The 21,498-nt window shown below is 40.1% G+C and carries 20 protein-coding genes; 8 read left to right on the top strand and 12 right to left on the bottom strand.

Annotated elements, in window-relative coordinates:
• Positions 1 to 31: 31 nt before the first annotated feature.
• Positions 32 to 1,474, top strand: a complete 1,443-nt coding sequence (locus VK159_RS16620) for an N-acetylmuramoyl-L-alanine amidase (RefSeq protein ID WP_324231289.1) — start codon at positions 32 to 34, stop codon at positions 1,472 to 1,474.
• Between the two features lie 54 nt (positions 1,475 to 1,528).
• Here VK159_RS16620 and VK159_RS16625 read toward each other — a convergent pair whose 3' ends face one another.
• A complete protein-coding gene (locus tag VK159_RS16625) occupies positions 1,529 to 1,999 on the bottom strand; it encodes a DUF4920 domain-containing protein (protein WP_324231290.1) in 471 nt (156 codons plus the stop codon).
• Between the two features lie 235 nt (positions 2,000 to 2,234).
• Here VK159_RS16625 and recA point away from each other — a divergent pair, with 235 nt between their 5' ends.
• Both recA and VK159_RS16635 read left to right on the top strand, forming a co-directional pair.
• Positions 2,235 to 3,266, top strand: coding sequence for a recombinase RecA (gene recA / locus VK159_RS16630; protein WP_324231363.1), 1,032 nt, complete (start codon positions 2,235 to 2,237; stop codon positions 3,264 to 3,266).
• A 201-nt stretch (positions 3,267 to 3,467) separates the two neighbouring features.
• Positions 3,468 to 3,968 carry a hypothetical protein gene (locus tag VK159_RS16635; protein ID WP_324231291.1) on the top strand — a complete coding sequence of 167 codons (501 nt, stop codon included), beginning with the start codon at positions 3,468 to 3,470 and terminating at the stop codon, positions 3,966 to 3,968.
• 25 nt (positions 3,969 to 3,993) lie between these two features.
• Here the strand turns inward: VK159_RS16635 and VK159_RS16640 are convergent, their stop codons facing one another.
• From VK159_RS16640 to VK159_RS16660, 5 genes are all read right to left on the bottom strand, one after another.
• On the bottom strand, positions 3,994 to 5,214 hold the full coding sequence (locus tag VK159_RS16640; RefSeq protein WP_324231292.1) for an ATP-binding cassette domain-containing protein: 1,221 nt from the start codon (positions 5,212 to 5,214) through the stop codon (positions 3,994 to 3,996).
• Positions 5,215 to 5,245: 31 nt separating this feature from the next.
• On the bottom strand, positions 5,246 to 5,941 hold the full coding sequence (locus tag VK159_RS16645; RefSeq protein WP_324231293.1) for a hypothetical protein: 696 nt from the start codon (positions 5,939 to 5,941) through the stop codon (positions 5,246 to 5,248).
• Between the two features lie 61 nt (positions 5,942 to 6,002).
• On the bottom strand, positions 6,003 to 6,869 hold the full coding sequence (locus VK159_RS16650) for a TraB/GumN family protein (protein WP_324231294.1): 867 nt from the start codon (positions 6,867 to 6,869) through the stop codon (positions 6,003 to 6,005).
• A 10-nt stretch (positions 6,870 to 6,879) separates the two neighbouring features.
• The gene (locus VK159_RS16655; protein WP_324231295.1) at positions 6,880 to 7,503 is read right to left on the bottom strand and encodes a hypothetical protein; all 624 of its coding nucleotides are present in this window, start codon (positions 7,501 to 7,503) and stop codon (positions 6,880 to 6,882) included.
• Positions 7,493 to 8,002, bottom strand: a complete 510-nt coding sequence (locus VK159_RS16660; protein ID WP_324231296.1) for a sigma-70 family RNA polymerase sigma factor — start codon at positions 8,000 to 8,002, stop codon at positions 7,493 to 7,495. Before VK159_RS16660 ends, VK159_RS16655 begins: the two co-directional genes overlap by 11 nt.
• 76 nt (positions 8,003 to 8,078) lie before the next feature.
• Between VK159_RS16660 and VK159_RS16665 the strand changes: the two genes are divergently transcribed.
• The 3 genes from VK159_RS16665 (at position 8,079) to cysK (ending at position 10,349) form a co-directional block, all read left to right on the top strand.
• Complete coding sequence (locus tag VK159_RS16665; RefSeq protein WP_324231297.1) at positions 8,079 to 8,435, top strand: arsenate reductase family protein; 357 nt, start codon at positions 8,079 to 8,081, stop codon at positions 8,433 to 8,435.
• Between the two features lie 174 nt (positions 8,436 to 8,609).
• Complete coding sequence (epsC, locus tag VK159_RS16670; protein WP_324231298.1) at positions 8,610 to 9,422, top strand: serine O-acetyltransferase EpsC; 813 nt, start codon at positions 8,610 to 8,612, stop codon at positions 9,420 to 9,422.
• A 15-nt stretch (positions 9,423 to 9,437) separates the two neighbouring features.
• Complete coding sequence (gene cysK, locus VK159_RS16675; RefSeq protein WP_324231299.1) at positions 9,438 to 10,349, top strand: cysteine synthase A; 912 nt, start codon at positions 9,438 to 9,440, stop codon at positions 10,347 to 10,349.
• A gap of 78 nt (positions 10,350 to 10,427) precedes the next feature.
• Here cysK and VK159_RS16680 read toward each other — a convergent pair whose 3' ends face one another.
• Positions 10,428 to 12,893, bottom strand: a complete 2,466-nt coding sequence (locus VK159_RS16680; protein ID WP_324231300.1) for an ATP-dependent helicase — start codon at positions 12,891 to 12,893, stop codon at positions 10,428 to 10,430.
• A 109-nt stretch (positions 12,894 to 13,002) separates the two neighbouring features.
• Positions 13,003 to 13,272, bottom strand: a complete 270-nt coding sequence (locus VK159_RS16685; RefSeq protein ID WP_324231301.1) for a hypothetical protein — start codon at positions 13,270 to 13,272, stop codon at positions 13,003 to 13,005.
• A gap of 253 nt (positions 13,273 to 13,525) precedes the next feature.
• On the opposite strand from VK159_RS16685, the gene typA reads away from it, so the two are divergent.
• A complete protein-coding gene (gene typA / locus VK159_RS16690) occupies positions 13,526 to 15,337 on the top strand; it encodes a translational GTPase TypA (RefSeq protein WP_324231302.1) in 1,812 nt (603 codons plus the stop codon).
• Positions 15,338 to 15,413: 76 nt separating this feature from the next.
• Here the strand turns inward: typA and murA are convergent, their stop codons facing one another.
• The 4 genes from murA to VK159_RS16710 form a co-directional block, all read right to left on the bottom strand.
• Positions 15,414 to 16,724 carry a UDP-N-acetylglucosamine 1-carboxyvinyltransferase gene (murA, locus tag VK159_RS16695; RefSeq protein ID WP_324231303.1) on the bottom strand — a complete coding sequence of 437 codons (1,311 nt, stop codon included), beginning with the start codon at positions 16,722 to 16,724 and terminating at the stop codon, positions 15,414 to 15,416.
• A gap of 126 nt (positions 16,725 to 16,850) precedes the next feature.
• On the bottom strand, positions 16,851 to 17,555 hold the full coding sequence (locus tag VK159_RS16700) for a DUF4290 domain-containing protein (RefSeq protein WP_324231304.1): 705 nt from the start codon (positions 17,553 to 17,555) through the stop codon (positions 16,851 to 16,853).
• 99 nt (positions 17,556 to 17,654) lie between these two features.
• The gene (locus VK159_RS16705) at positions 17,655 to 19,277 is read right to left on the bottom strand and encodes a T9SS type A sorting domain-containing protein (protein ID WP_324231305.1); all 1,623 of its coding nucleotides are present in this window, start codon (positions 19,275 to 19,277) and stop codon (positions 17,655 to 17,657) included.
• 52 nt (positions 19,278 to 19,329) lie between these two features.
• Positions 19,330 to 19,788, bottom strand: coding sequence for a hypothetical protein (locus VK159_RS16710; protein ID WP_324231306.1), 459 nt, complete (start codon positions 19,786 to 19,788; stop codon positions 19,330 to 19,332).
• A gap of 574 nt (positions 19,789 to 20,362) precedes the next feature.
• Here VK159_RS16710 and VK159_RS16715 point away from each other — a divergent pair.
• A complete protein-coding gene (locus VK159_RS16715; RefSeq protein WP_324231307.1) occupies positions 20,363 to 21,493 on the top strand; it encodes a glycosyltransferase family 1 protein in 1,131 nt (376 codons plus the stop codon).
• Positions 21,494 to 21,498: the final 5 nt, after the last annotated feature.

Genomic DNA, 21,498 nt, shown 5'->3' on the forward strand with positions numbered 1-21,498 from the left:
TTTGCAATTGAAACCTTTCTTATTTTTAAAGATGCAACCGAGTAAACTTGTTATTTTATTATCCTTCTGCGGTTTCGGCTTGTTAACAGCTGCACAAACTACACGTAACAGTGAAAACTATGTTGAACAGATCAACTTTCAGCAGCTGTCATCTGCTAAGCTGGCCATCATACAAACAACAAATCTTACGCTTGAAAAGAATAAAGCAAAGCAAACGGCAAAACCTGTGGAGATTTTATTTGCAGCAAAAAAAATGGAGCTTTCTTCTGTTACGCCCTTTCTTTCTTTTTCCTGTGGCTGGAACGAAATTGCTGATGCTGCCAATAACTCACAGTTGTACATCCGCTTTTCAGCCGATGGTTCGAAATGGAAGGAATGGACTGAAGTAAAACAAGATGAGCATTATGAAAAAACGAAATACTCAAGAGTATCATCGATCATTTATGCTGATGCAGTTGAACGTTATTACCAGTTAAAAGTGATCAGTAACAAAGAGAAAAAAGGAAATGTGATCGAATATCTCTTTCTTAACTTTTTCAGCCCCGGTAAAAAGATCGAAAATGAACCGGCCGATATTACATTAACACCTGATCAGCCAACACCATCGGGCACAACAATTACTTGTAACTGTGCTTTGCCTTCGTTTGCAAACAGAGCAGGCTGGGGCTGTCCGCAAGCACCCTGGAATCCATCGACCACCAACGTTACACATCTTATTGTGCATCATTCAGCAGGTGCAAATACTTCAAGTGATTTTTCTGCAACAGTTTTGAGCATCTGGAATTCACACACCGGTACAAATGGTTACTCAGACATTGGGTACAACTGGCTCATTGATCCGAATGGTGTTATTTATGAAGGGCGTTATAAAAGCAGTACTGAAAATAGCACGGGTGCACATTTCTGTGGTACTAATGGTGGCACAATGGGTGTTTGTATGCTGGGCACCTATACAACGGAAACTGCAACTGCGGCAGCAAAGAATGCACTTGTCCGTTTGTTATCATGGAAAGTATGTGAACGCAATATTGATCCGTCAGCAACACTCTTTCACAGCAGCAGTAATTTAACCATCAACACAATATCGGGCCACCGGCAGGGTTGTGCAACAGAATGCCCCGGAACATTATTGTATGCTGATCTTCCGGCCATCAGATCAGCTGTTCAAAGTTATTGTGAGAACGGGTGCACCCTAACACCGGTTATAGAAGTAGATGGGCTTGAATCGTTCAATGTGTCGCCCAACCCTTCAACAGGAAGTGCATGGTTGAGAATAAAGTTAAATGCAGTAAAAACTGTACAGTATAAAATTATTGGTGCCGATGGAAAAACGCATTACAGTTCGGCTTTGCAAAAATGGAGTGGCTTACAGATCCATGAATTAACCGCTGTGAATGACTTGCCGAAAGGCGTTTACATGCTTCAACTACAGATCGGTCATCAATCTGTATCACAACAATTCATTAAACAATAATAAACTCAAAAGCCCTCTCATGTGAGAGGGCTTTTAATCGCTTTAATCATATAATTATAATACCAATACTCCTTTTGCAACAAACTGCACTTCCTTCTTTGCTTCTTTGATCTTGTTTATTTCTTCCTTGCTTTTGCCGGCATCTTCAGCATAATGCTTTTGTTGTTTTACACTTACTTCTTTTACCGTTGCATCACCTTCAAGTACCACGGTTTGACCCGCCAGGTTCTTTGGCATAAAGAACGCATAGTCTTTAAATTTCACCATAATGGTTTCGCCGTTACCTTTATCCACTTTCATCCAGCAGCCTTTTTCCTGGCATACTTCGGTTACTTTACCGGTTATTTTTCCGCTGAATTTACCGGCGCTTTGCACCTGTTCTTCCATGTTGGCAATTGTAACCACATCTTTATTTTCTGTTCCTGCACCGTAGGTTACGCCTTTTTCTGCTGGCTTTGGGCTGTTTTGGGCAAGGGCAGCTACGCTCATGAATGCTGCCATCAATACAAAAGAAAGTTTTTTCATAATCAAAAATTTGAAAGGCAAAGGTAGCCAAGAGTTTGAAGGAAGCAAATGAAGGCTGTTAAAAATTGGATTCTGTATAAATGACATGATCTAATCAATTTAAAAAATCTTTTTGCTAAAATATTTGGCTTCTAAAATAATTAGTTTTACGTTTGCTAAACAAATTAGTGTGAACAAACAAAACAAACCCGTTATGGAAGAGACTTTAATTTTGGAGAAACCAAAAAAGGAAAAAATGAGTAAAGAGAGCATCAATGTTAATACCGAGAAGCTCAAAGCGTTAAAGCTCACCATCGACAAGATTGACAAGGATTATGGAAAAGGCAGTGTAATGATGATGAATGAAAAAGGTGTCAACGAAATTGAAGCCATTTCAACCGGCTCAATTGGACTTGATACTGCCTTAGGTATTGGTGGAGTACCAAGAGGAAGAGTGATTGAGATCTACGGTCCTGAAAGCAGTGGTAAAACAACCATCGCCACACATATTATTGCGGAAGCACAAAAGAAAGGCGGTATTTGCGCCATCATTGATGCGGAGCATGCATTCGACAGTGCCTATGCGCAGAAGTTGGGTGTTGATGTAGATAATCTGTTGATCTCTCAGCCGGATTATGGCGAACAGGCATTGGAAATAGCAGACCGCTTGATTCTCTCCGGAGCTTTGGACGTGGTGGTTATTGACTCTGTTGCAGCGTTAGTTCCAAAAAGTGAACTGGAAGGTGAAATGGGCGATAGCAAAATGGGCTTGCAGGCACGTTTAATGAGCCAGGCATTGCGTAAGCTCACAGCAACGATTCATAAAACAAATACCATTTGCATCTTCATTAATCAGTTGCGTGAAAAAATTGGTGTGATGTTCGGTAACCCCGAAACAACCACTGGTGGTAATGCCTTGAAGTTCTACGCATCGGTTCGTTTGGATATCCGTCGTATGAGCCAGATCAAAGATGGTGATGAAGCAATTGGTAACCGTGTAAAAGTGAAAGTGGTAAAGAATAAAGTAGCTCCTCCGTTTAAAGCAGCTGAGTTCGATATCATCTTTGGTGAGGGTGTAAGCAAAACCGGTGAGATCATAGATATGGGTGTGGATCTTGCTATTATTCAGAAAAGCGGTAGCTGGTACAGCTACAATGGCGATAAGCTGGGACAGGGTAGAGATGCTGTAAAAAATCTACTGCTTGATAACCCTGGTATGGCTAATGAAATTGAAGCGAAGATTCGTGAAAAGATAAAAGAAATTCAAAACGGAGCAGCAGCTTCGTAAACTTCGGGTTTGTTTGTAAGTACCGGCCTTTCGTTAGCAGTAATGCGAAACGGAAGGCCTTTTCATTTGTAGCTACACCTGCTGAAAGGTATTGCCAAAGAGGATGAATAGATTTACTTTCGTTTAGCTACAATTATGATGATTGGAGATAAATTATAAGCGTGTAGTAGGAACAGTTTAAATAACCTTAAATTAATTCAAATGAATAAGTTGGTGCAGTTGGTTGCAATTACGGCATGTTGTTTCCTGTTAATGGGATGCCCTTACGAAACAGAAGTGCCAATCAGTGACCCATCAGTAAAGTTTCCGGCTGAACTGCTTGGAAAGTGGGCACCACAAAGTTCAAGTGATGAGATCATAACCATCAAAAAGAAAACTGATTATATCGTCAGCATCAGCAAAACAAAAAAAGAACCAAAGGCAGATGATAAGCCGGAAGAATATGAAGCTTACCTTTCAGAAGTGGATGCTGTTAAATTCCTGAATATTTCTGAACTGAGTGAACAAGGTTCTGGTGCAAATTTTTATCTCTATAAAATGGAAGTAGCAGCAAATGGTTCCCGCATTACACTCAATGCAGTTACGGAGAATATCGATGAACAATTTAGTAACTCTGCAGAATTAAAATCGTTTATTCAAAGGAATATGCATCTTTCTTTCTTTTACGAAAAAGAAGAGGAAATATACCAGCGAATTAAATAGTAACATGCTATAGCTTGTAGCACACTTAATCGTGTATAGTACCAGTAGAACCATTCTCTGTCTTCACCAACTCAAATACTTTTTGAGGTTGCAAACCATTTTCTGTCTGATGTGATACATACAATACAGCGGTACTTGTTTCAGCAGCAAGTTTATTGATGAGCTGAATAATTTTTTCTGTGTTTGTATCATCAAGCCCCATCAACGGTTCGTCGAGAATTAATAACGGCGGGTGTTTTACCATTGCTCTTGCAACAAGTGCCAGGCGTTGCTCACCTTGTGTAAGTTTTGGAAAAGGGATGTTTGCTTTATCTTGTAATTGTAATAGCTGCAGCCATTCGTAAGCAGAACGTAGTTGCATATCGCTTGGAATTGTATACAGACCAATAGAATCAACAAATCCCGATACGATCATGTGCAGTAGTGTATGTCTTGTGCTGAAAAGATCAGTCATAGCCGGAGTGAGATAGCCGATCTTATCTTTAATATCCCATACACTTTCACCACTTCCTTTCTTTCGTCCGAAAAGGTAGAGTTGTTGTCCGTAGCCCTTTACATTATCACCGGTGATCATCGTGAGCAACGTTGTTTTGCCGGAACCGTTCGGCCCCTTTAGTTGCCAGAACTCGCCGGCATTAATGGTCCAGTTTATCTGTTGCAACACTTGTCTTCCATCATAACTTACATGTACATCATTAAAGCGAACCAATTCAGTTGTTGAAAGCTGATAGTTGTGTAATGCAGATGGCACGGGCGCATCATCCACATGAATTTCATCGTCTGTATTTCTTTCAAGCGGAACAAACTCACCTGCTCGAATTGTTAACCTGTTTTCAATAAAAGGTAAAAGATCACGCTTGCGATGTGAAAGCTGTATAAGTTGTGTGTGTGCAGCAGCAAGTTGAATATCTTCTTTGAACATTGCCTGTGCTGCCGTATCTAAATTATCGAATACATTATCAAGAATTAACAGCCCCGGTTTCAATGATAACAAATGCTGCAGCAATACTTTCTTTTGTTCGCCACTCGACATGGAGCGAAGCGTTTGGTTCCTCGTTGCTTCAATGCCGCTGTAACCATGAATTTCTTCTTCTAATAAATATTGCTGAACAGTGTAAGCAGAGAAAAGCACAGCATCGGAACTGTTGAAAGAAGCAAATATGCCGATTGCTTTTTTATCTAGCAGTTGCTGGATAAAACTTTGTTTGTTGAATGTGTTGGAAAGAAAAATGGCAAAGCGCTGCATAGCACGAAGATAAGAAGCAGACCAAGTAGACTTATATCTCTTTTAATTTTGGCTTGACAGTATTACAAAATGAAGTCAAACTTTCATAGTTACATTGATCTGCCATTGTAAATCCACAATTCTTAAAAGTAAGTCTCAAATATTCAATAAAAGGAATATCCCAGCCGTGAAGTAAACTATCAACAGCGGGAGTAGCAGTTAGTTCTATATTATAACAAGACCCACTAACATTGTCCTTTTGTAAATAATCGCCGCTTATTAAAATATCCTCACAATCATAATCATCATAAACCATCTCAAGTAAATCCTTAATTGGAGGAATATCAATTGGGTCAGCCCCTTCCCATAGAATAACAGGACTAACGCCCCAGTCCCAGCAAAAATTACATGAGCCTACTATTTTGTAAAAGTATTCTAATGACAAAGGAATATGCCCACGCTCCCTGATTTTTGATTTTAATTCTGATAATAAGATTTCTGTGTTTGGATCAGGCGGTAGTAAAGGCTGCTGCCAATCATATTTAATATCTGAAGTAAATTGGTAGCCAATATTCTTTAGCTCTTGGTATATAATATTTAAATTGAAAGCTACTCTCTTGAACGTTTCTTGTAAAACAAAATCTATTTGAGTAAAATTATCAGCATAAAATGCTTCTTGCCCTAAGTCAGTTATTTCTTTATAAACCTCTTTCGTTTCTCCATTTAAGTATCTTTCAATATAAGTCATGACTTATAATAGTATCTAAGATCATTTATTCAAAACCAAGATGACAAAAAGTAAGTCTTTCCTACAACTTCACCGGCTTAACTGTATAACCCTGTTTGCGCAGCAATGCAATTACTCCAATATCTCCACCCAAATGCGCAGCGCCAACAGCAAAGAAACAAGATGTTTGTTGCATATTCGTTTCAATGATGGGTATCCATTTACTGTTGCGCTTTACAAGCAATTCTTCTTCTGCTTCCATTAGTTCAGGCGATTGGTTGGTGAGCCTGTACATTGAGTCTACGTCCTGCGTTTTGTAAACAGCAACCAGTTTTTTGAACTCTTCCACACCTTTATTAAAATCAACCACCATGTTTTTCAGGTTTGCAATTTCTGTACTGTCGGGAATCGAATCAAACACAGCCACCTGGTCCTCTATTGTTTCAAGACCTTTGATATTCTTTTTCTGTTTAGCGGCCATTGCAATGAATGTTTGTTCATATGATTCCCGTGCAGTACAACTCAATGATTTTTCGGTGAGCATGCTCATGAGCATAAAAGGCTTGAACGTATTAAACATCATGGCAGAACTGCCTGTAATTTTTTTATACTGTTCGTCAAACGTTTTAAAAGCACTGTCGCCAAAAAGTTGTTTGATGGTTTGTCCTTTTGGCAATTGCAGCAACTGCATCATTTTTAAAACCATCATCGGATCATCCATGTCCAGTTCAAGAAAAATCTGGTCGGCATTGGTAAATTTTTCTGTAACGATAGGTGGTAAAAAGAAATCTTCTTTGCAGATGATATGGATGGTACCAAATAAATAAGACGGTTGTTTAAGATCCTTACCTGTAATTTCCCAAAGCAAACTGCTTTTCGGTGCTGATTGTCCGAAACTCATCGAAACAAAAAGAAAAGAAGCTAACAGGCTGGTCATAAGTTTTTGCATAGCTGTAAAATTAATCTTCTTCTTCACTCATTTCGTTTACGATCTGTTTCAGTTTTTCGGCATGTTGTCCGTAGAGCTTACGCACATACCATTTATTTAGAAAGTACATAGGGATTGTAAGTACTACTGTTATCGTTACGAGAACAAGAAAAAACGGCCAGAAGGATAAGCTGGCTGAGTTTGCCTGCATTTTGGGATCGTACAGAAAAATGATAACTCCGGAAGTGAGCATGATAAACGGGAACAGCAAGGTACCCACTACAAGATAAAACCAGATATATTTTTGGAGTGTACGAACCTGTAACTGTAGATTGGACCGCACTTCACAAGTAACACATTCCATTTCGTGAAGCAGCTTTCGTTTTCGTACATAATAGATCATGTAGAGAAGGCCCGATATCAACATCAGCCATGCAAGACTTAGCATTGCTCCTTTGAATTTGAGGAAATAGTGAAGAATACTGGAACTGTAAAGAACCACCACGATCACCATTTCAATAAATAGGTTGCGTTTCATTTTGGCAATGGGGCTCTTTGATTTTTTTTGCAAAATAGCCTGCAGCTCCTGTTCAGAAGTTGAGGTTTTACTTTGCCCCACATCGCTCCACATTTCTTTTAATTGATCAAGCTCCATAAGCCTCTGCTTTTGTGAGTGTACGTAATTTATCTTTGATACGATTCATTTTTACTCGCAGTGTGCCATTGCTGATACCCAGAATATCTTCCATTTCTTCGTAACTCTTGTCTTCGAGGTACAGCATCACAATCGCTTTCTCCACTTCCGATAAACGGGCGATTGCTGCATACATTTGCTTCAGGTTTTCTTCTTTAATCCTTTCTTCGTTTGTATCTGCTTCTTCTTTTGGAATAAATTCAGGGAAACTGAGTGCTACTTTTCTTGATTGTTTCCGAAGGTTGCTGATGGCTGTGTTCAAAGCGATCCTGTACATCCAGGTACTGATCTTGGAATCGCCACGAAAACTGCCAAACGCTTTCCATAGTTGAATCACAATTTCCTGGTACAGGTCGTCCCTGTCCGCATCATTGCGGCCATATAGATGGCATACTTTTCTGATGATGCCTTGGTGTTCTTGCACCAGTAGCAGGAAATTCTGTTCAGCGTTGGTGGTCATTCAACCAAATGGTTTGCGTAAATGTATATGTAGCAGAAATTTCATTTAAGTTACACGCAAATTTGTTTTTTTACTCATGAAGAAGAAAATGTATCACCTGGCCCATTGCACAACTTGCCAGGCAATTATAAAAGAAACAGGTGCAGATAAAGCCGGACTTGAATTTCAAAACATCCGTGACCAAAAGATCACCGCCAAACAGCTGGAAGAAATGAAGAAACTTGCCGGTAGTTACGAAGCATTATTTAGCCGGAGGGCGCTTAAATACAAAGAACTCGGGCTGAAGGATAAAAAGCTCACTGAAGACGATTATAAGAACTACATTTTGGCGGAAGACACTTTTCTGAAACGCCCCGTAACCATTTTGAACGACAAGATCTTTATCGGAAACGATAAAAAAACAGTGGAAGCCTTGAAAAAGGCGCTGCAATAAAGTAATTTGTTAGTTCTCTGTCATATTTGGAAGCAGAACGGTTGCAGAATTGCAAAAAATCAACTGAATTAGTAGACTAAATAAAAGAAGCCCTATTTTCGCATGATCGCTTGTTGCGAAAGTGAGTGACCGTTCGTTTGCCTGCCATTTCAGAAGACGTTTAAATTTTTTATCATGAGTGATTTTCCCGGCTACCTGCATAGCAGCAATTTCCCGTCGAGGAATACTGTGGTTTCGTTTACGGAAGATCTCATCAATTGCCTTTTCCCGATGGTAGGTGATGCAGAAGCTTACGTCGAACAACAATGCAGTGCAAATGTTTCACTGAGGAAACAGTTGACCGAAATACTTACGCCTCTTTCTAAACGGTATGAGTTAGATGTACCCGCAATAACCGACGCTTACCTGGATGGGTTGGCAAATATCAAAGCTGACCTGATAGAAGATGCAGAGCTTATACTTGAGTTTGATCCTGCTGCCTATTCTGTTGAAGAAGTGATTCTGTCGTATCCCGGCTTTTATGCGATTGTTGTGTACAGACTTACACATCCTTTATACAAACACAATGTTCCTATTCTTCCACGTATGATGAGTGAGTTGGCGCATAGCAGAACAGGTATTGATATAAACGCAGGTGCACAGATCGGTTGTCCCTTCTTTATCGATCACGGTACAGGTGTGGTAATTGGCGAAACATCCGTAATTGGAAAGAATGTAAAAATTTATCAAGGTGTAACACTGGGTGCATTGGCCGTACGTAAAGAAGATGCACAAACAAAACGTCACCCAACTATTGAAGATAATGTGGTAATTTATGCCAACAGTACCATCCTTGGTGGTAAAACAGTCATTGGTCACGACAGTATTGTAGGCGGCAACACCTGGGTTACAGAAAGTGTAATACCGCACAGCGTTGTGTACACAAAAAATCAGATCGTAGTGGCCGACAAGAAAGATTTCACTGAACCTCTCAATTTTATCATATAAAAAATTTAAGCGACAATGAAAGCGAACAGCATTTTAGAAACAATAGGAAACACACCGCATGTACGCATTAACCGTTTGTTCTCTTCCGATGTGGAAGTATGGAGCAAACTGGAACGTGCAAACCCTGGTGGAAGCATTAAAGACCGTATTGCATTAAGCATGATAGAAGATGCCGAAGCAAAAGGTATTTTGAAAGAAGGAAGTGTGATCATTGAACCAACAAGTGGCAACACCGGTATTGGTTTAGCAATGGTTGCCGCAGTGAAAGGATACAAACTTATTCTTGTGATGCCTGAAAGTATGAGTATCGAGCGTCGCAAGTTGATGAGTGTTTATGGCGCTACGTTTGAATTAACTCCACGTGAAAAAGGAATGAAAGGTGCAATTGCAAAAGCAACTGAACTTGTTGAAGCAACACCTAACAGCTGGATGCCGCAACAGTTTGACAATCCTGCAAATATTGACGTGCATGTAAAAACAACGGCACAGGAAATATTGAATGATTTTCCTGAGGGATTAGATTATTTAATTACGGGTGTCGGTACCGGTGGACATATTACCGGCGTTGGTCGTGAATTGAAAAAGAAATTCCCCAATTTAAAAGTGTTTGCTGTTGAACCTGAACTTTCTCCCGTGATCAGTGGTGGTGAACCTTCTCCGCATCCTATTCAAGGTATCGGTGCAGGCTTTATCCCTGCCAATCTTCACAAAGATGTGTTAGATGGCGTAATTCAAGTGAGCAAGGATGATGCGTTTACATACACGCAACGTGCTGCGAAAGAAGAAGCAATTTTCCAGGGAATTTCAAGTGGTGCAACTATGGCTGCATTAGCAAAGAAATTACCCGAGATTCCAAAGGGAAGTCGTGTATTGATCTTCAACTACGATACTGGTGAGCGCTACTTTAGTGTAGACGGATTGTTTTAATTGGTCGACCTATAGTTAAGTAAAGCCTTCGCATTGCGGAGGCTTTCTTTTTTGTTCTCTTTCTACTTGTTTAAACGCTTAGCTTACTATTCGGAGTTTTGCATAGTTCAACATGATCTTCTTTTCACCGTTCAATTCAAACTTTACAGTTGCAATGGGATTATGTGCACTGCCTTCCATCTTCACTACTTCACCGAATCCGAATTTCTGGTGTTCCACACGCTGACCTTCCTGCAGGTTGCTGGTATCACTCGCAACAAAATCAGTGGCCGGTTTATGTTCTATTGTTTGCGGTCTTGGAGGCGTTGTTACATAAGATGGTTTAGCTGACGCTGTTTTTGGCGGAGCTCCGTATCGTTTCTCTGCTTTTGCTGCATCATCATATTCGTTACTCTTGTTGCCAAATCCACCTTTCAATCGATCGAATGCTGAACCACTACCAAAAGATGAACCTTGATTTCTCGAGCCGCCACCTGCGAAACTCTTATCAATAAATTGTTCGGGCAATTCATCTAAGAAACGGCTTGGTTCATTTTGTACGATCTGTCCAAACTTATAACGGGTATTGGCATACGAGATCCATAACTTTTTCTTTGCTCTTGTGATCACCACATAAAACAAACGTCGCTCTTCTTCCAATTCTTCTCTTGTGTTTATTGAAAGTGCATTCGGGAAAAGCTGTTCTTCCAAGCCAGCAGCAAATACGCATTCAAATTCCAACCCTTTTGCAGCATGGATAGTCATCAACTTTACATTATCTGCATCAGGATCTTTTGCATCTGCATCTGTAAGTAATGTGATCTGTTGAAGGTATGCACCCAATGTAACAGCACCGGAGGTTGACTGTTGTTGCGCAGTTGGAGCATCAAAAGAGGGTTCCTGTTGCGACTTTTCTGATTCAGCAAAAGGATCGGCTTCTTCGATCATCACCCCGTCATCATCTATCTGCTGGCGGTTGGCCGTATCATCAACCCATTCTTTTATTGAGTTGAGTAACTCCTGTATGTTTTCGTAACGCTGTAAGCCTTCTGTACTCTTATCATTAAAAAGCTCTTTTACAAGATTCGTCTGTTTGCCAACATGCACTGCTACTTCATAAGCATTGTTTTTCTGGAACATACTTGCAAAGCTGCGGATCATTGTTACAAAGCCATCAATTGCTTCAAGAGTTCCCGCTTTAAAACCAAACTGCTGTGCTTTTGTGAGAACTTCCCACATGCTGATGTTTTGCTCGTTAGCATACAACACGCATTTATCAATCGTTGTTTTGCCAATGCCTCTTGCCGGATAATTAATGATACGTTTCAGTGCTTCCTCATCTTTCGGGTTTACGATCAAACGCAGATAAGCAATAAAATCTTTGATCTCTTTACGTTGATAGAAACTGATGCCGCCGTAAATGATATAAGGAATACTCATGCGGCGTAAGCTTTCTTCAAATGCACGGCTTTGTGCATTGGTGCGATAGAGAATAGCAAAATCTTTATTACGGTAATGATTGCGGAGTTTCTGTTCCTGTATTGTATCAGCCACATACTTTCCTTCGTCATTATCCGTCATAGTACGAACTAAACGAATCTTCTCACCATCACCATTATCAGTAAACAATGTTTTTTCAATCTGACCTTTATTGTTGGCAATAACTTCGTTTGCAACATTCAATATGTTCTTAGTGCTGCGGTAATTCTGTTCCAGTTTTACCAAGTGCACATTGTCATAATCTTTCTGGAACTGTAAAATATTTTCAATGGTGGCACCACGAAAGCTGTAAATACTTTGTGCATCATCACCCACCACACACACATTTTCATACATAGCACCAAGCAACTTAATGATCTCGTACTGGGCAGGGTTTGTATCCTGGTACTCATCGATCATGATATATTTAAAACGTCGTTGGTATTTGCTTAAACTTTCAGGAACAGTTTTCAGCAGTTCATAAAATTTAATGAGCAAGTCATCAAAATCCATTGCGCCGTTTTTGAAACAACGTTTGGCATAGCTATCGTAGATCTGTGCAATAGCAGGACGATTCGACCGCATATCTTCCTGCTGTATATGCCAGTCAGTTTTATATTCTTCGGCGTTTACCAAAGCATTTTTTGCAGAAGAGATGCGGTTGTAAACAGTAGATGGTTTGTAGTGCTTATCATCTAAGTTCATTTCATTGATCACTGTTTTGATCACACTCTTTGCATCATCCGTATCGTAAATCGTAAAGTTCGATGGGTATCCGATCTTGGTTGCTTCGCTTCTTAAGATGCGTGCAAACACACTGTGGAAAGTGCCGATGTAAAGATTCCTTGCTTCGTGGTTACCAAGAATATGCTCCACACGTTCTTTCATTTCTTTGGCAGCTTTATTGGTAAAGGTTAGCGCCAATATGTTGAACGCATCCACACCTCTTGCCATCAGGTGGGCGATACGTGTAGTCAATACTTTTGTTTTGCCACTGCCTGCACCTGCTACTATCATTAACGGTCCTTCAATAGTGGTTACCGCTTCTTTCTGCCGTTCGTTCAGCCCATTTAAATAATCAATCATAAATCGAAATAAGCCTGCAATTTACAAGAAGCAAACGGGAGATGGGTTGCTGTGGAGAAAGAAATTGCAGCTCCGTTGGAGAAAAACAAAAGGAAAAAGGAATGATGGATCAGGCTTCAGCTTCTTCATTCATAAAAACATCGATCATTGGTTTCCCTGCCTGCATCAATAACAGGTTGCATGCGTATAACAAATCCTGCGGTACTCCTGCTGTGTAATAATTTCCACTGTACCAGTACTGCATTAATTGCGTGGTCACATTGCCATTGTTCTGTTTTAGCAATAAGCATTGCATACGTGAAATACTAGCGTCGGAAAGATGGTTAAACACTCCGTTGCTGAGAAGGTTTCGGGTGATGGTCATTACTTCCTTTTGCATAAATTTTGATTTTAGGTGAATTACAATCAGTAATGTAAAAACGATGCCAACATTTTCTTATCAAATTGTTACGGGCCCGCAATGTGCATTGCCTGTGCATAAGGGCTTTAGAAGAGGCGGAACCTTCAGATTACATATCTGCTCCGTAACCAAACATTAACCGTCTTTTCCCTTGCCGCCCCGCTTAAATGCCGTACCTTTGCCGCCTTAAAAAAGGCAAGAACACCAACCGTTTCGGCCTAACACATTGAGTATGAATATTCGCAACATAGCAATCATTGCCCACGTAGACCATGGAAAAACAACCTTGGTGGATAAAATTTTACACGCAACCAAGGTGTTTCGTGATAACCAGGACACTGGTGAATTGATCATGGATAGTAACGATCTTGAAAGAGAGCGTGGTATTACCATTTTCTCTAAGAACGCCGCTGTAATTTATAACGACGTAAAAATTAACGTAATTGATACTCCGGGCCACGCCGATTTTGGTGGTGAAGTAGAACGTGTATTGAAAATGGCTGATGGTGTAATTCTGTTGGTTGATGCGTTTGAAGGCCCGATGCCACAAACACGTTTTGTGTTGCAGAAAGCGCTTCAGTTGAATTTGAAACCTATTGTGGTGATCAACAAAGTTGATAAACCAAACTGTCGTCCTGATGAAGTGCATGATTCAGTGTTCGATCTTTTCTTTAACCTCGATGCAACAGAAGAACAATTGGATTTCCCTACTTATTATGGTAGCGGAAAGAATGGTTGGTTCAACGATTCATTAACAGAAATCGATAATATTTTCCCGTTACTTGACGGTATCATTAAATATGTACCTGCACCAAAAGTGGCAGAAGGTCCGTTGCAAATGCAGATCACTTCACTGGATTATTCTTCTTTCCTTGGCCGTATTGCTATTGGCAAAGTAAGTCGTGGTTCAATTAAAGAAAGTCAGCAGGTTGCTTTGATGCAGGCCGATGGTACAGTTCGCAAGTTGAAAGTAAAAGAACTGTATGTGTTTGAAGGAATGGGTAAGAAGAAAGTAGCTGAAGTAATTGCAGGTGATCTTTGTGCAGTTGTGGGTGTTGATGATTTTAATATTGGTGATACATTGGCTGATGCTGAAAATCCTGAAGCATTACCGGTGATCAGTGTAGATGAGCCAACAATGAACATGTTGTTTAGTGTAAACAACTCACCGTTCTTTGGTAAAGATGGTAAGTTTGTTACAAGCCGTCACTTGCGTGACAGGTTAATGAAAGAAACAGAAAAAAATCTTGCGCTTCGTGTTTCTGATAGCGAAGATGGTGATAGCTTAATTGTTTATGGTCGTGGTATTCTTCACCTTGGTATCTTAATTGAAACCATGCGTCGTGAAGGATATGAATTAACTGTTGGTCAACCACAGGTAATTACCAAAGAGATAAACGGTAAAAAACACGAACCATACGAAACGCTGGTAGTAGATGTGCCGCAGGAGTTTGCAAGTAAAGTTATTGACCTTGTTACACGCCGTAAAGGTGAAATGCTGATCATGGAAACCAAAGGCGAAATGCAGCATCTGGAATTTGAAATTCCATCAAGAGGATTGATTGGTTTGCGTACACAAATGCTGACAGCTACAACAGGTGAAGCAGTTATGGCACACCGTTTCAGCGAATACAAACCCTGGAAAGGCGCTATCCCCGGCCGTAACAATGGTGTATTACTTTCGAAATTCCAGGATAAAACAACCGGTTATTCGATTGATAAGTTGCAGGATCGTGGTACTTTCTTTGTTGATCCGGGTGAAGAAGTTTATGCAGGACAGATCATTGCAGAACACATTAAACCAGGTGATCTTGTTGTAAATGCAACAGAAGGGAAGAAATTAACCAATCACCGTGCAAGCGGAAGTGATGATGCAACACGCATTGCTCCGAAAACATTACTTACGTTGGAAGAGTGTATGGAATACATTCAGTTTGATGAGTGTATTGAAGTAACACCTAACTATATTCGTATGCGTAAGGTGATACTTGATGAAGAAGAAAGAAAGAAACAATCGAAATCAATGAACGCACAGATGGCGTAAAAGATAAAAGCAAAGACCCCGATCATTTGATCGGGGTCTTTTTTATTTAGTTCGTTTTGATTGTTGAGAGAAACAATCAACCTTCAATGCGTTTGATGTCTGCACCGAGTTTACGTAAACGTTCATCAATGTATTGATAGCCCCGGTCGATCTGTTCAATATTCTGAATAGTACTTTTCCCTTCAGCACTTAAAGCAGCAATTAACAATGCTTGGCCTGCACGTATATCGGGGCTGCTCATGGTAATACCTCTCAGTTTTTGCTCACGTTCCAAACCTATAACAACAGCACGATGTGGGTCACACAAAATAATTTGCGCACCCATATCAATGAGTTTATCTACAAAGAACAAACGGCTTTCAAACATTTTCTGATGGATGAGTACACTTCCTTTTGCCTGGATAGCTGTTACAAGAACAATACTCAACAGGTCGGGTGTAAAGCCTGGCCATGGATGATCATAGATCGTTAATACACCACCATCAAAATAGCGTTGTATTTCATACAACTCCTGTTCAGGTATATGAATATCATCACCATCAATTGTTAATTGAATTCCGAGTTGACGAAACTTTTCCGGAATAATTCCAAGCTGATCTACACCTGCTCCTTTAATAAGAATATCGCTTTGTGTCATGGCAGCTAAGCCAATGAACGAACCAACTTCAATCATATCCGGAAGAATACGATGAGCAGTACCAGCTAAATAATCAACACCTTCAATACTTAACAAATTACTTCCAACGCCACTGATCTTTGCACCCATACGATTAAGCATGGCACAGAGCTGTTGTATGTAAGGCTCACATGCTGCATTGTAAATAGTAGTAGTGCCACTGGCCATACTTGCTGCCATTACAATGTTTGCAGTGCCTGTTACAGACGGTTCATCAAGCAACATGTTCACACCTTGCAGCTTGGTTGTTGTGAGATGAAAAAAGCCATCTTCAGGATGATAATTAAAATCGGCTCCCAACTTTTCAAAACCAATAACGTGCGTATCTAATCTTCTCCTGCCAATTTTATCACCACCGGGTTTTGGAATAAATGCTTTTTTGTAACGGGCAAGCATTGGTCCTGCCAGCATTACACTTCCACGAAGTTTGCCGCTTTTCTTTTTAAATTTTTCGCTGTGCAGGTAATCAATATCTACATCATCGGCTTGGAAAATACAAGTGTCCCGTTGTGGTCGTTCCACTTTTACATTCATTTCGCCCAATAATTCAATGAGCAGATTTACATCAACAATATCGGGGATGTTGGTTATCGTTACTTTTTCCGGTGTGAGCAATACAGCACTGATGATCTGCAATGCTTCGTTCTTTGCACCTTGTGGTACAATTTCGCCTTTTAGTTTTTTACCACCTCTTACTTCAAAAGAATGCATGGAGTATAATTAAATGTATTAAGTGTATGTGATGACAATCTCTTATTGCTACAAAGTACTGCGAAATAAAAAAGGTTAACAAGTACTTTTCTTATTAACCTTTCAAATAGTTTGGTTGAGCAACGATCAGTATCTCTTTTTAAACTTCCCACCGCCGCCACCACCACGGTTATCACGGCCCCCACCACCTCTGTTATCTCTTCCGCCACCGCCACCACTGCGTTGCTGGAAATGCTTTTTGAATTTACCGCCGCCACTGCCACCACGATTTTCTCTGAAATCATCACTTGGACGATACTGACGAACAAAAGGCCTGTTGTTAAACTCCAGTTCACCTTTTGTAATTGCACTTAACTCTGCCTGTATAGCATCGTCATGAATATTTTCTTTGTGCCAGTTGTTATACGAGAGCTTCATGTAATAAGCTATGGCATTGGCAAAACCTTGTTTCTTTTCAGGGTTCTCTTCTTTCAACGCCTTATCAATGATCACTTCAATATTTTTACCGAGGTGATTATAACGTGGGTAACGCTTAGGATAAGGTAAACGTTCCGGCTTTGCTTTCAGCGATTCTCTCGTGGGAATCGGATAAGGACTATCTACATCCAATTTAAAATCGGAGATGAGAAACAAGTGATCCCATAATTTATGACGGAAATCTTCTACGTTCTTCAGGTGCGGGTTTAAAAAGCCCATCAGTTCAATTGCCACCTGAGCCTGCTCCTGCCGCTTTTGACGGTCTTCTATTGTTATGATATGATCAACCATTTTCTGGATATGTCGTCCGTACTCACGAATGGTTAAATGATTTCTTGTTGTGTTATATTCCATAAACTTGATAATAGCAAATGTAAGCAAAGGGTTTATAAAAAAAGCTGCCCTTTTTAGGGGGCAGCAGGTTCCAGTGGTAAACTATGACTATCTAAAAACTTACTGTTTTACTATTTTTTCTGTTATGATTTCACCGCCATCGATGATCTGTAACAGATACATACCACTGTTGAGTGTTCCGGGCTGTAACTGGTTAAAGCCGGTTGTAGTGCGGCCATTTGCCAGCGCACGACCACTCATGTCAATAATACGCCAATTGTAAGAGCCGTTGCTGTTAAGCGCAATTTCATTTTTGCTGATAATATTGGTAACTACATCCACTTTTGATTTGCCACCAACTTCACGAAGTGCAACTACATTCGAGTAGTATTTCAACTGAGAAGCTGTTGTAACCAATAAGCGGTAGTAGATTGTTTTCTTTTCAGAAGGCTGGTAGCCAAAGCTGGTGCTGTTGCTGTTTACATTTTGCATGCTGCTGAAGCTCATGCCGTTTGTTGATGTTTCAATTGAGATCGATTCAATTGGTTCATCGGCAACAATATTCCAGGTTAATTCATGGTTGTTGTTGTTTGCTTTTCCGTTCAATTTCATGCTTTGCACAGGAAGGGTTGAAGGGAGAGCCGCACCACTCACTGTATAGTCACCCAACATACCATAGTTTGAAACGTTGGTGTTTGCGGCATTTGTTAAACGGAGGTAATAAGTACCTGCATTTACAAAGCTGTCGATTGCTACATTTAATGTTGCAGGAGGATTGTAGGTGTTAATTGTATTACCTCTTGAATCGAGTAATGTTAACTGCAGATCTACATTTGGTTTTGTTGTTCCGTTTGTAGAAGGATTAGCATCAATTTGTAAGCGTGTAGCACTGGTAATATCAACCCGGAAAATATCTACATCGGTTGATGTGTTGATTTCGCTGCTTACATTAAATCCGGTTGTTGGTTGGCTGTTAGCCGATAAAGTTGTTGACATTGGCAAAGCAGTCGCATCCCGATGCGTATTGCCAACCATATCTGTTTTATAGCCAAAGCCATTGTCGTTGCCCGCAAGTATCGCTAAATCATCTTGTAATTTAGTGCAACCCTGTGTGCTAGTTCCTTTATGCCAAAGTGTAAGTGTTTTGCCATAACTGTTGCCCATTATAGGCGCCCAACTTGTTGCACTACCGTTGGTACCAGTACCCGGGTTGTATTCATATACAAAATTGCAACTTGCATCATACAAAGTTTGGTGATTTAAACCTAATGTATGTCCGCTTTCATGCGAAGAGGCTTCGCCAATATTTTTTTCGTTGTAACCTAAAAGATTAGCAAACACAAAGCCTGGAATTTCCATTCCCCAACGGAATGTGTTGAGGTAAGCTACACCACCGGCACTACCATACCAGCTGCTGTAAGCCGTAACAATAATGCGTTGTCTTTGATTGATGGGTGCTGCAAAATAAACTGTTGAATCTGTGGTGATGTTCAGATTAAACGGATTAAAATCTTCTGCTACCTGGTAAAAGGTTGTCAGGATCTGCGCTTCAGATAATCCTGAAGGTGTGCAGTAAAATGTTCTGCCACCATTCCAGTAAGGAGTGCTTACTGTTTGTCCATCGAAGTCAAGAAAAATGGTTGCACTTGCAGTTGGGTTACTGCTCAGTTTAGGCACCTGAGCGGATGCTTTGAATGCAGTTGTTGCAAATACAGCAACAAGGCATAGGATTAGACGTGTCATAGTATTGGATTTTAAAGGGAAACAAAAATACCTGCTGGAACAAGTAATTATTTTAGTCAGCTATCATGTGTGAAACCTGTTTTCTGTTCCAGTTATAAGTACCGGTAACAGCATCTTTCTCCATCATCAACATATCACTATGTTTTTGACTGATCATGATACCACGATAAACGATGCTTTGATCAGGCAAAGTGGTTCTTGAAATGGAAAGAAGAAGACCAGGGCGGTCAGTTGATTGAACGGTAACAGTCGTAAGACCGGGAGCATCACTGCTGATAGCAGTTACTTCACCTTTAAAACGAAGACCGTTAGTTACGAACAGATCAACAGTTTGATTCAGGCGTGCATTCATAACCTCGCTTATAAAAGTTTGCGATGGAGCAAAGCGGGAAGCAACATTGCTGAACAATGTGGGCTTACCATCATGCTTTTGACGACCTGATTGAAATTCTTGAGAGAAAGAAAAAATAGATAGCGTACAAAATGCGAGTGCGAAGACTAGCTTTTTCATAGAATACGTTTTAGGATATTGGAATACTGGATTACGAAACAAATGTAGACGGAAGAATTAAATCAGGCAATAGGTATTTATCTGTATTTTAAAAATAGACCCCGCTGGAAAGCGGGGTCGTTTACCCAAAATCCACATTGTAAAACCATCAATGTATCCTGACTCTTCCCTGTTGCGAAAGAATTATTTGTAAGTTATAAACTATTAACGCACATGTGTTTATAATATTATTTCGTTTTAAAAGAACATGTAGTAAATAGCAATTACTGTTCCAAACTTTTTCAATGCCAAGATTATTTTTTTTGATTCAAAAGTATTTTCAAAAATTAAGGGAAACTGCTTAAAATCGGCACCGTATTTTCTGCAATTTGAACCTTCTTCAGCTAAGTTATAGGGCTGATGTTATCATCATATCGTCAGTAAAAGTAAAGTCGTAAACGTTACCATCCTATCGTACTTCTTTTGAATAATTGCTTGGGAAATCAACGTTTTTAATTGCATAATTTCCTGATTTGTAGAATGATACTATTCAATTTCGATCTCATTGTTTCACACCTACCTTTGCATTTCTACTATGGTGATTGCAATTAATACAAAATCGTTGCTTCCGGGTAAAATGGAGGGCTTTGGATACTATATTGAAGAGATATTTTCCAGAATAGCCATCGATCACCCTGAGCATCAATTCTATTTTTTGTTTGACCGTCCTTTTGATCAGAGGTTTATCTATGCTGCCAACATCCATCTGGTGATCATCAAGCCACAGGCCAGGTTTCCATTGGCTTGGGATATTTGGTATAACTGGATGTTGCCTGTTTTTTTACGAAAGATAAAAGCCGATGTATTTGTAAGCCCTGATGGCTTCTGCTCCTTAAGAACGAAAGTGCCTCAACTCCTTGTTTTACACGATCTTGCGTTTCATCATCACCCTGAATTTATTTCGAAATCGCATGTCAGTTATTATCAAAAAAATACAGGTAAGTTTTTAAAGAAGAGCAAAGTAATTGCTACAGTTTCTGAGTATTCGAAACGAGATATTATTGATCAATACAACATAGATCCTGCAAAAATCCATGTTACTTATAATGCTCCCAGTTCTCTTTTTCAACAGCTTCCCTATGAGGAAAAGGAACTAGTGAAGGAGAAATACAGCGCTGGTTGTGAATACTTTATTTACGCAGGATCCATTCACCCCCGCAAAAACCCTATCAATTTATTAAAGGCTTTTTCGAGATTCAAGAAACGGCAACAAAGCAATATGAAATTGATCTTTGCCGGCCGGCTTGCCTGGAAAACAGATGAATTTACCAAGCTGCTTTCCACTTTCAGATTCAGAAATGATGTAATTCTTACCGGCTACCTGGAAAAAAATGAGTTGGCGAAACTGGTAGCGTCAGCATACGCACTTGTTTATCCATCTTTTTTTGAAGGATTTGGTGTGCCACCGCTGGAAGCTCTGCAATGTGGAGTGCCTGCCATTGTTTCAAACAATAGCGCACTGCCGGAAATAGGGGGCGATGCTTATCTATACATTGATCCTGAAAATCCAGATGATATTGCTGAGAAATTGATGCTGATTTATAAAGATGAAGTGCTGCGAAGCCGCCTTATTGAAAACGGGAAAAATCGGTTACAGTTGTTTAGTTGGGATGAGTCGGCAAAAAAAATGTGGAGCTGTATTGAGCTGGCCGCCTCTGCCGAATAACTTAC

Source organism: Lacibacter sp. (genome assembly GCF_035299325.1).
GTDB lineage: Bacteria > Bacteroidota > Bacteroidia > Chitinophagales > Chitinophagaceae > Lacibacter.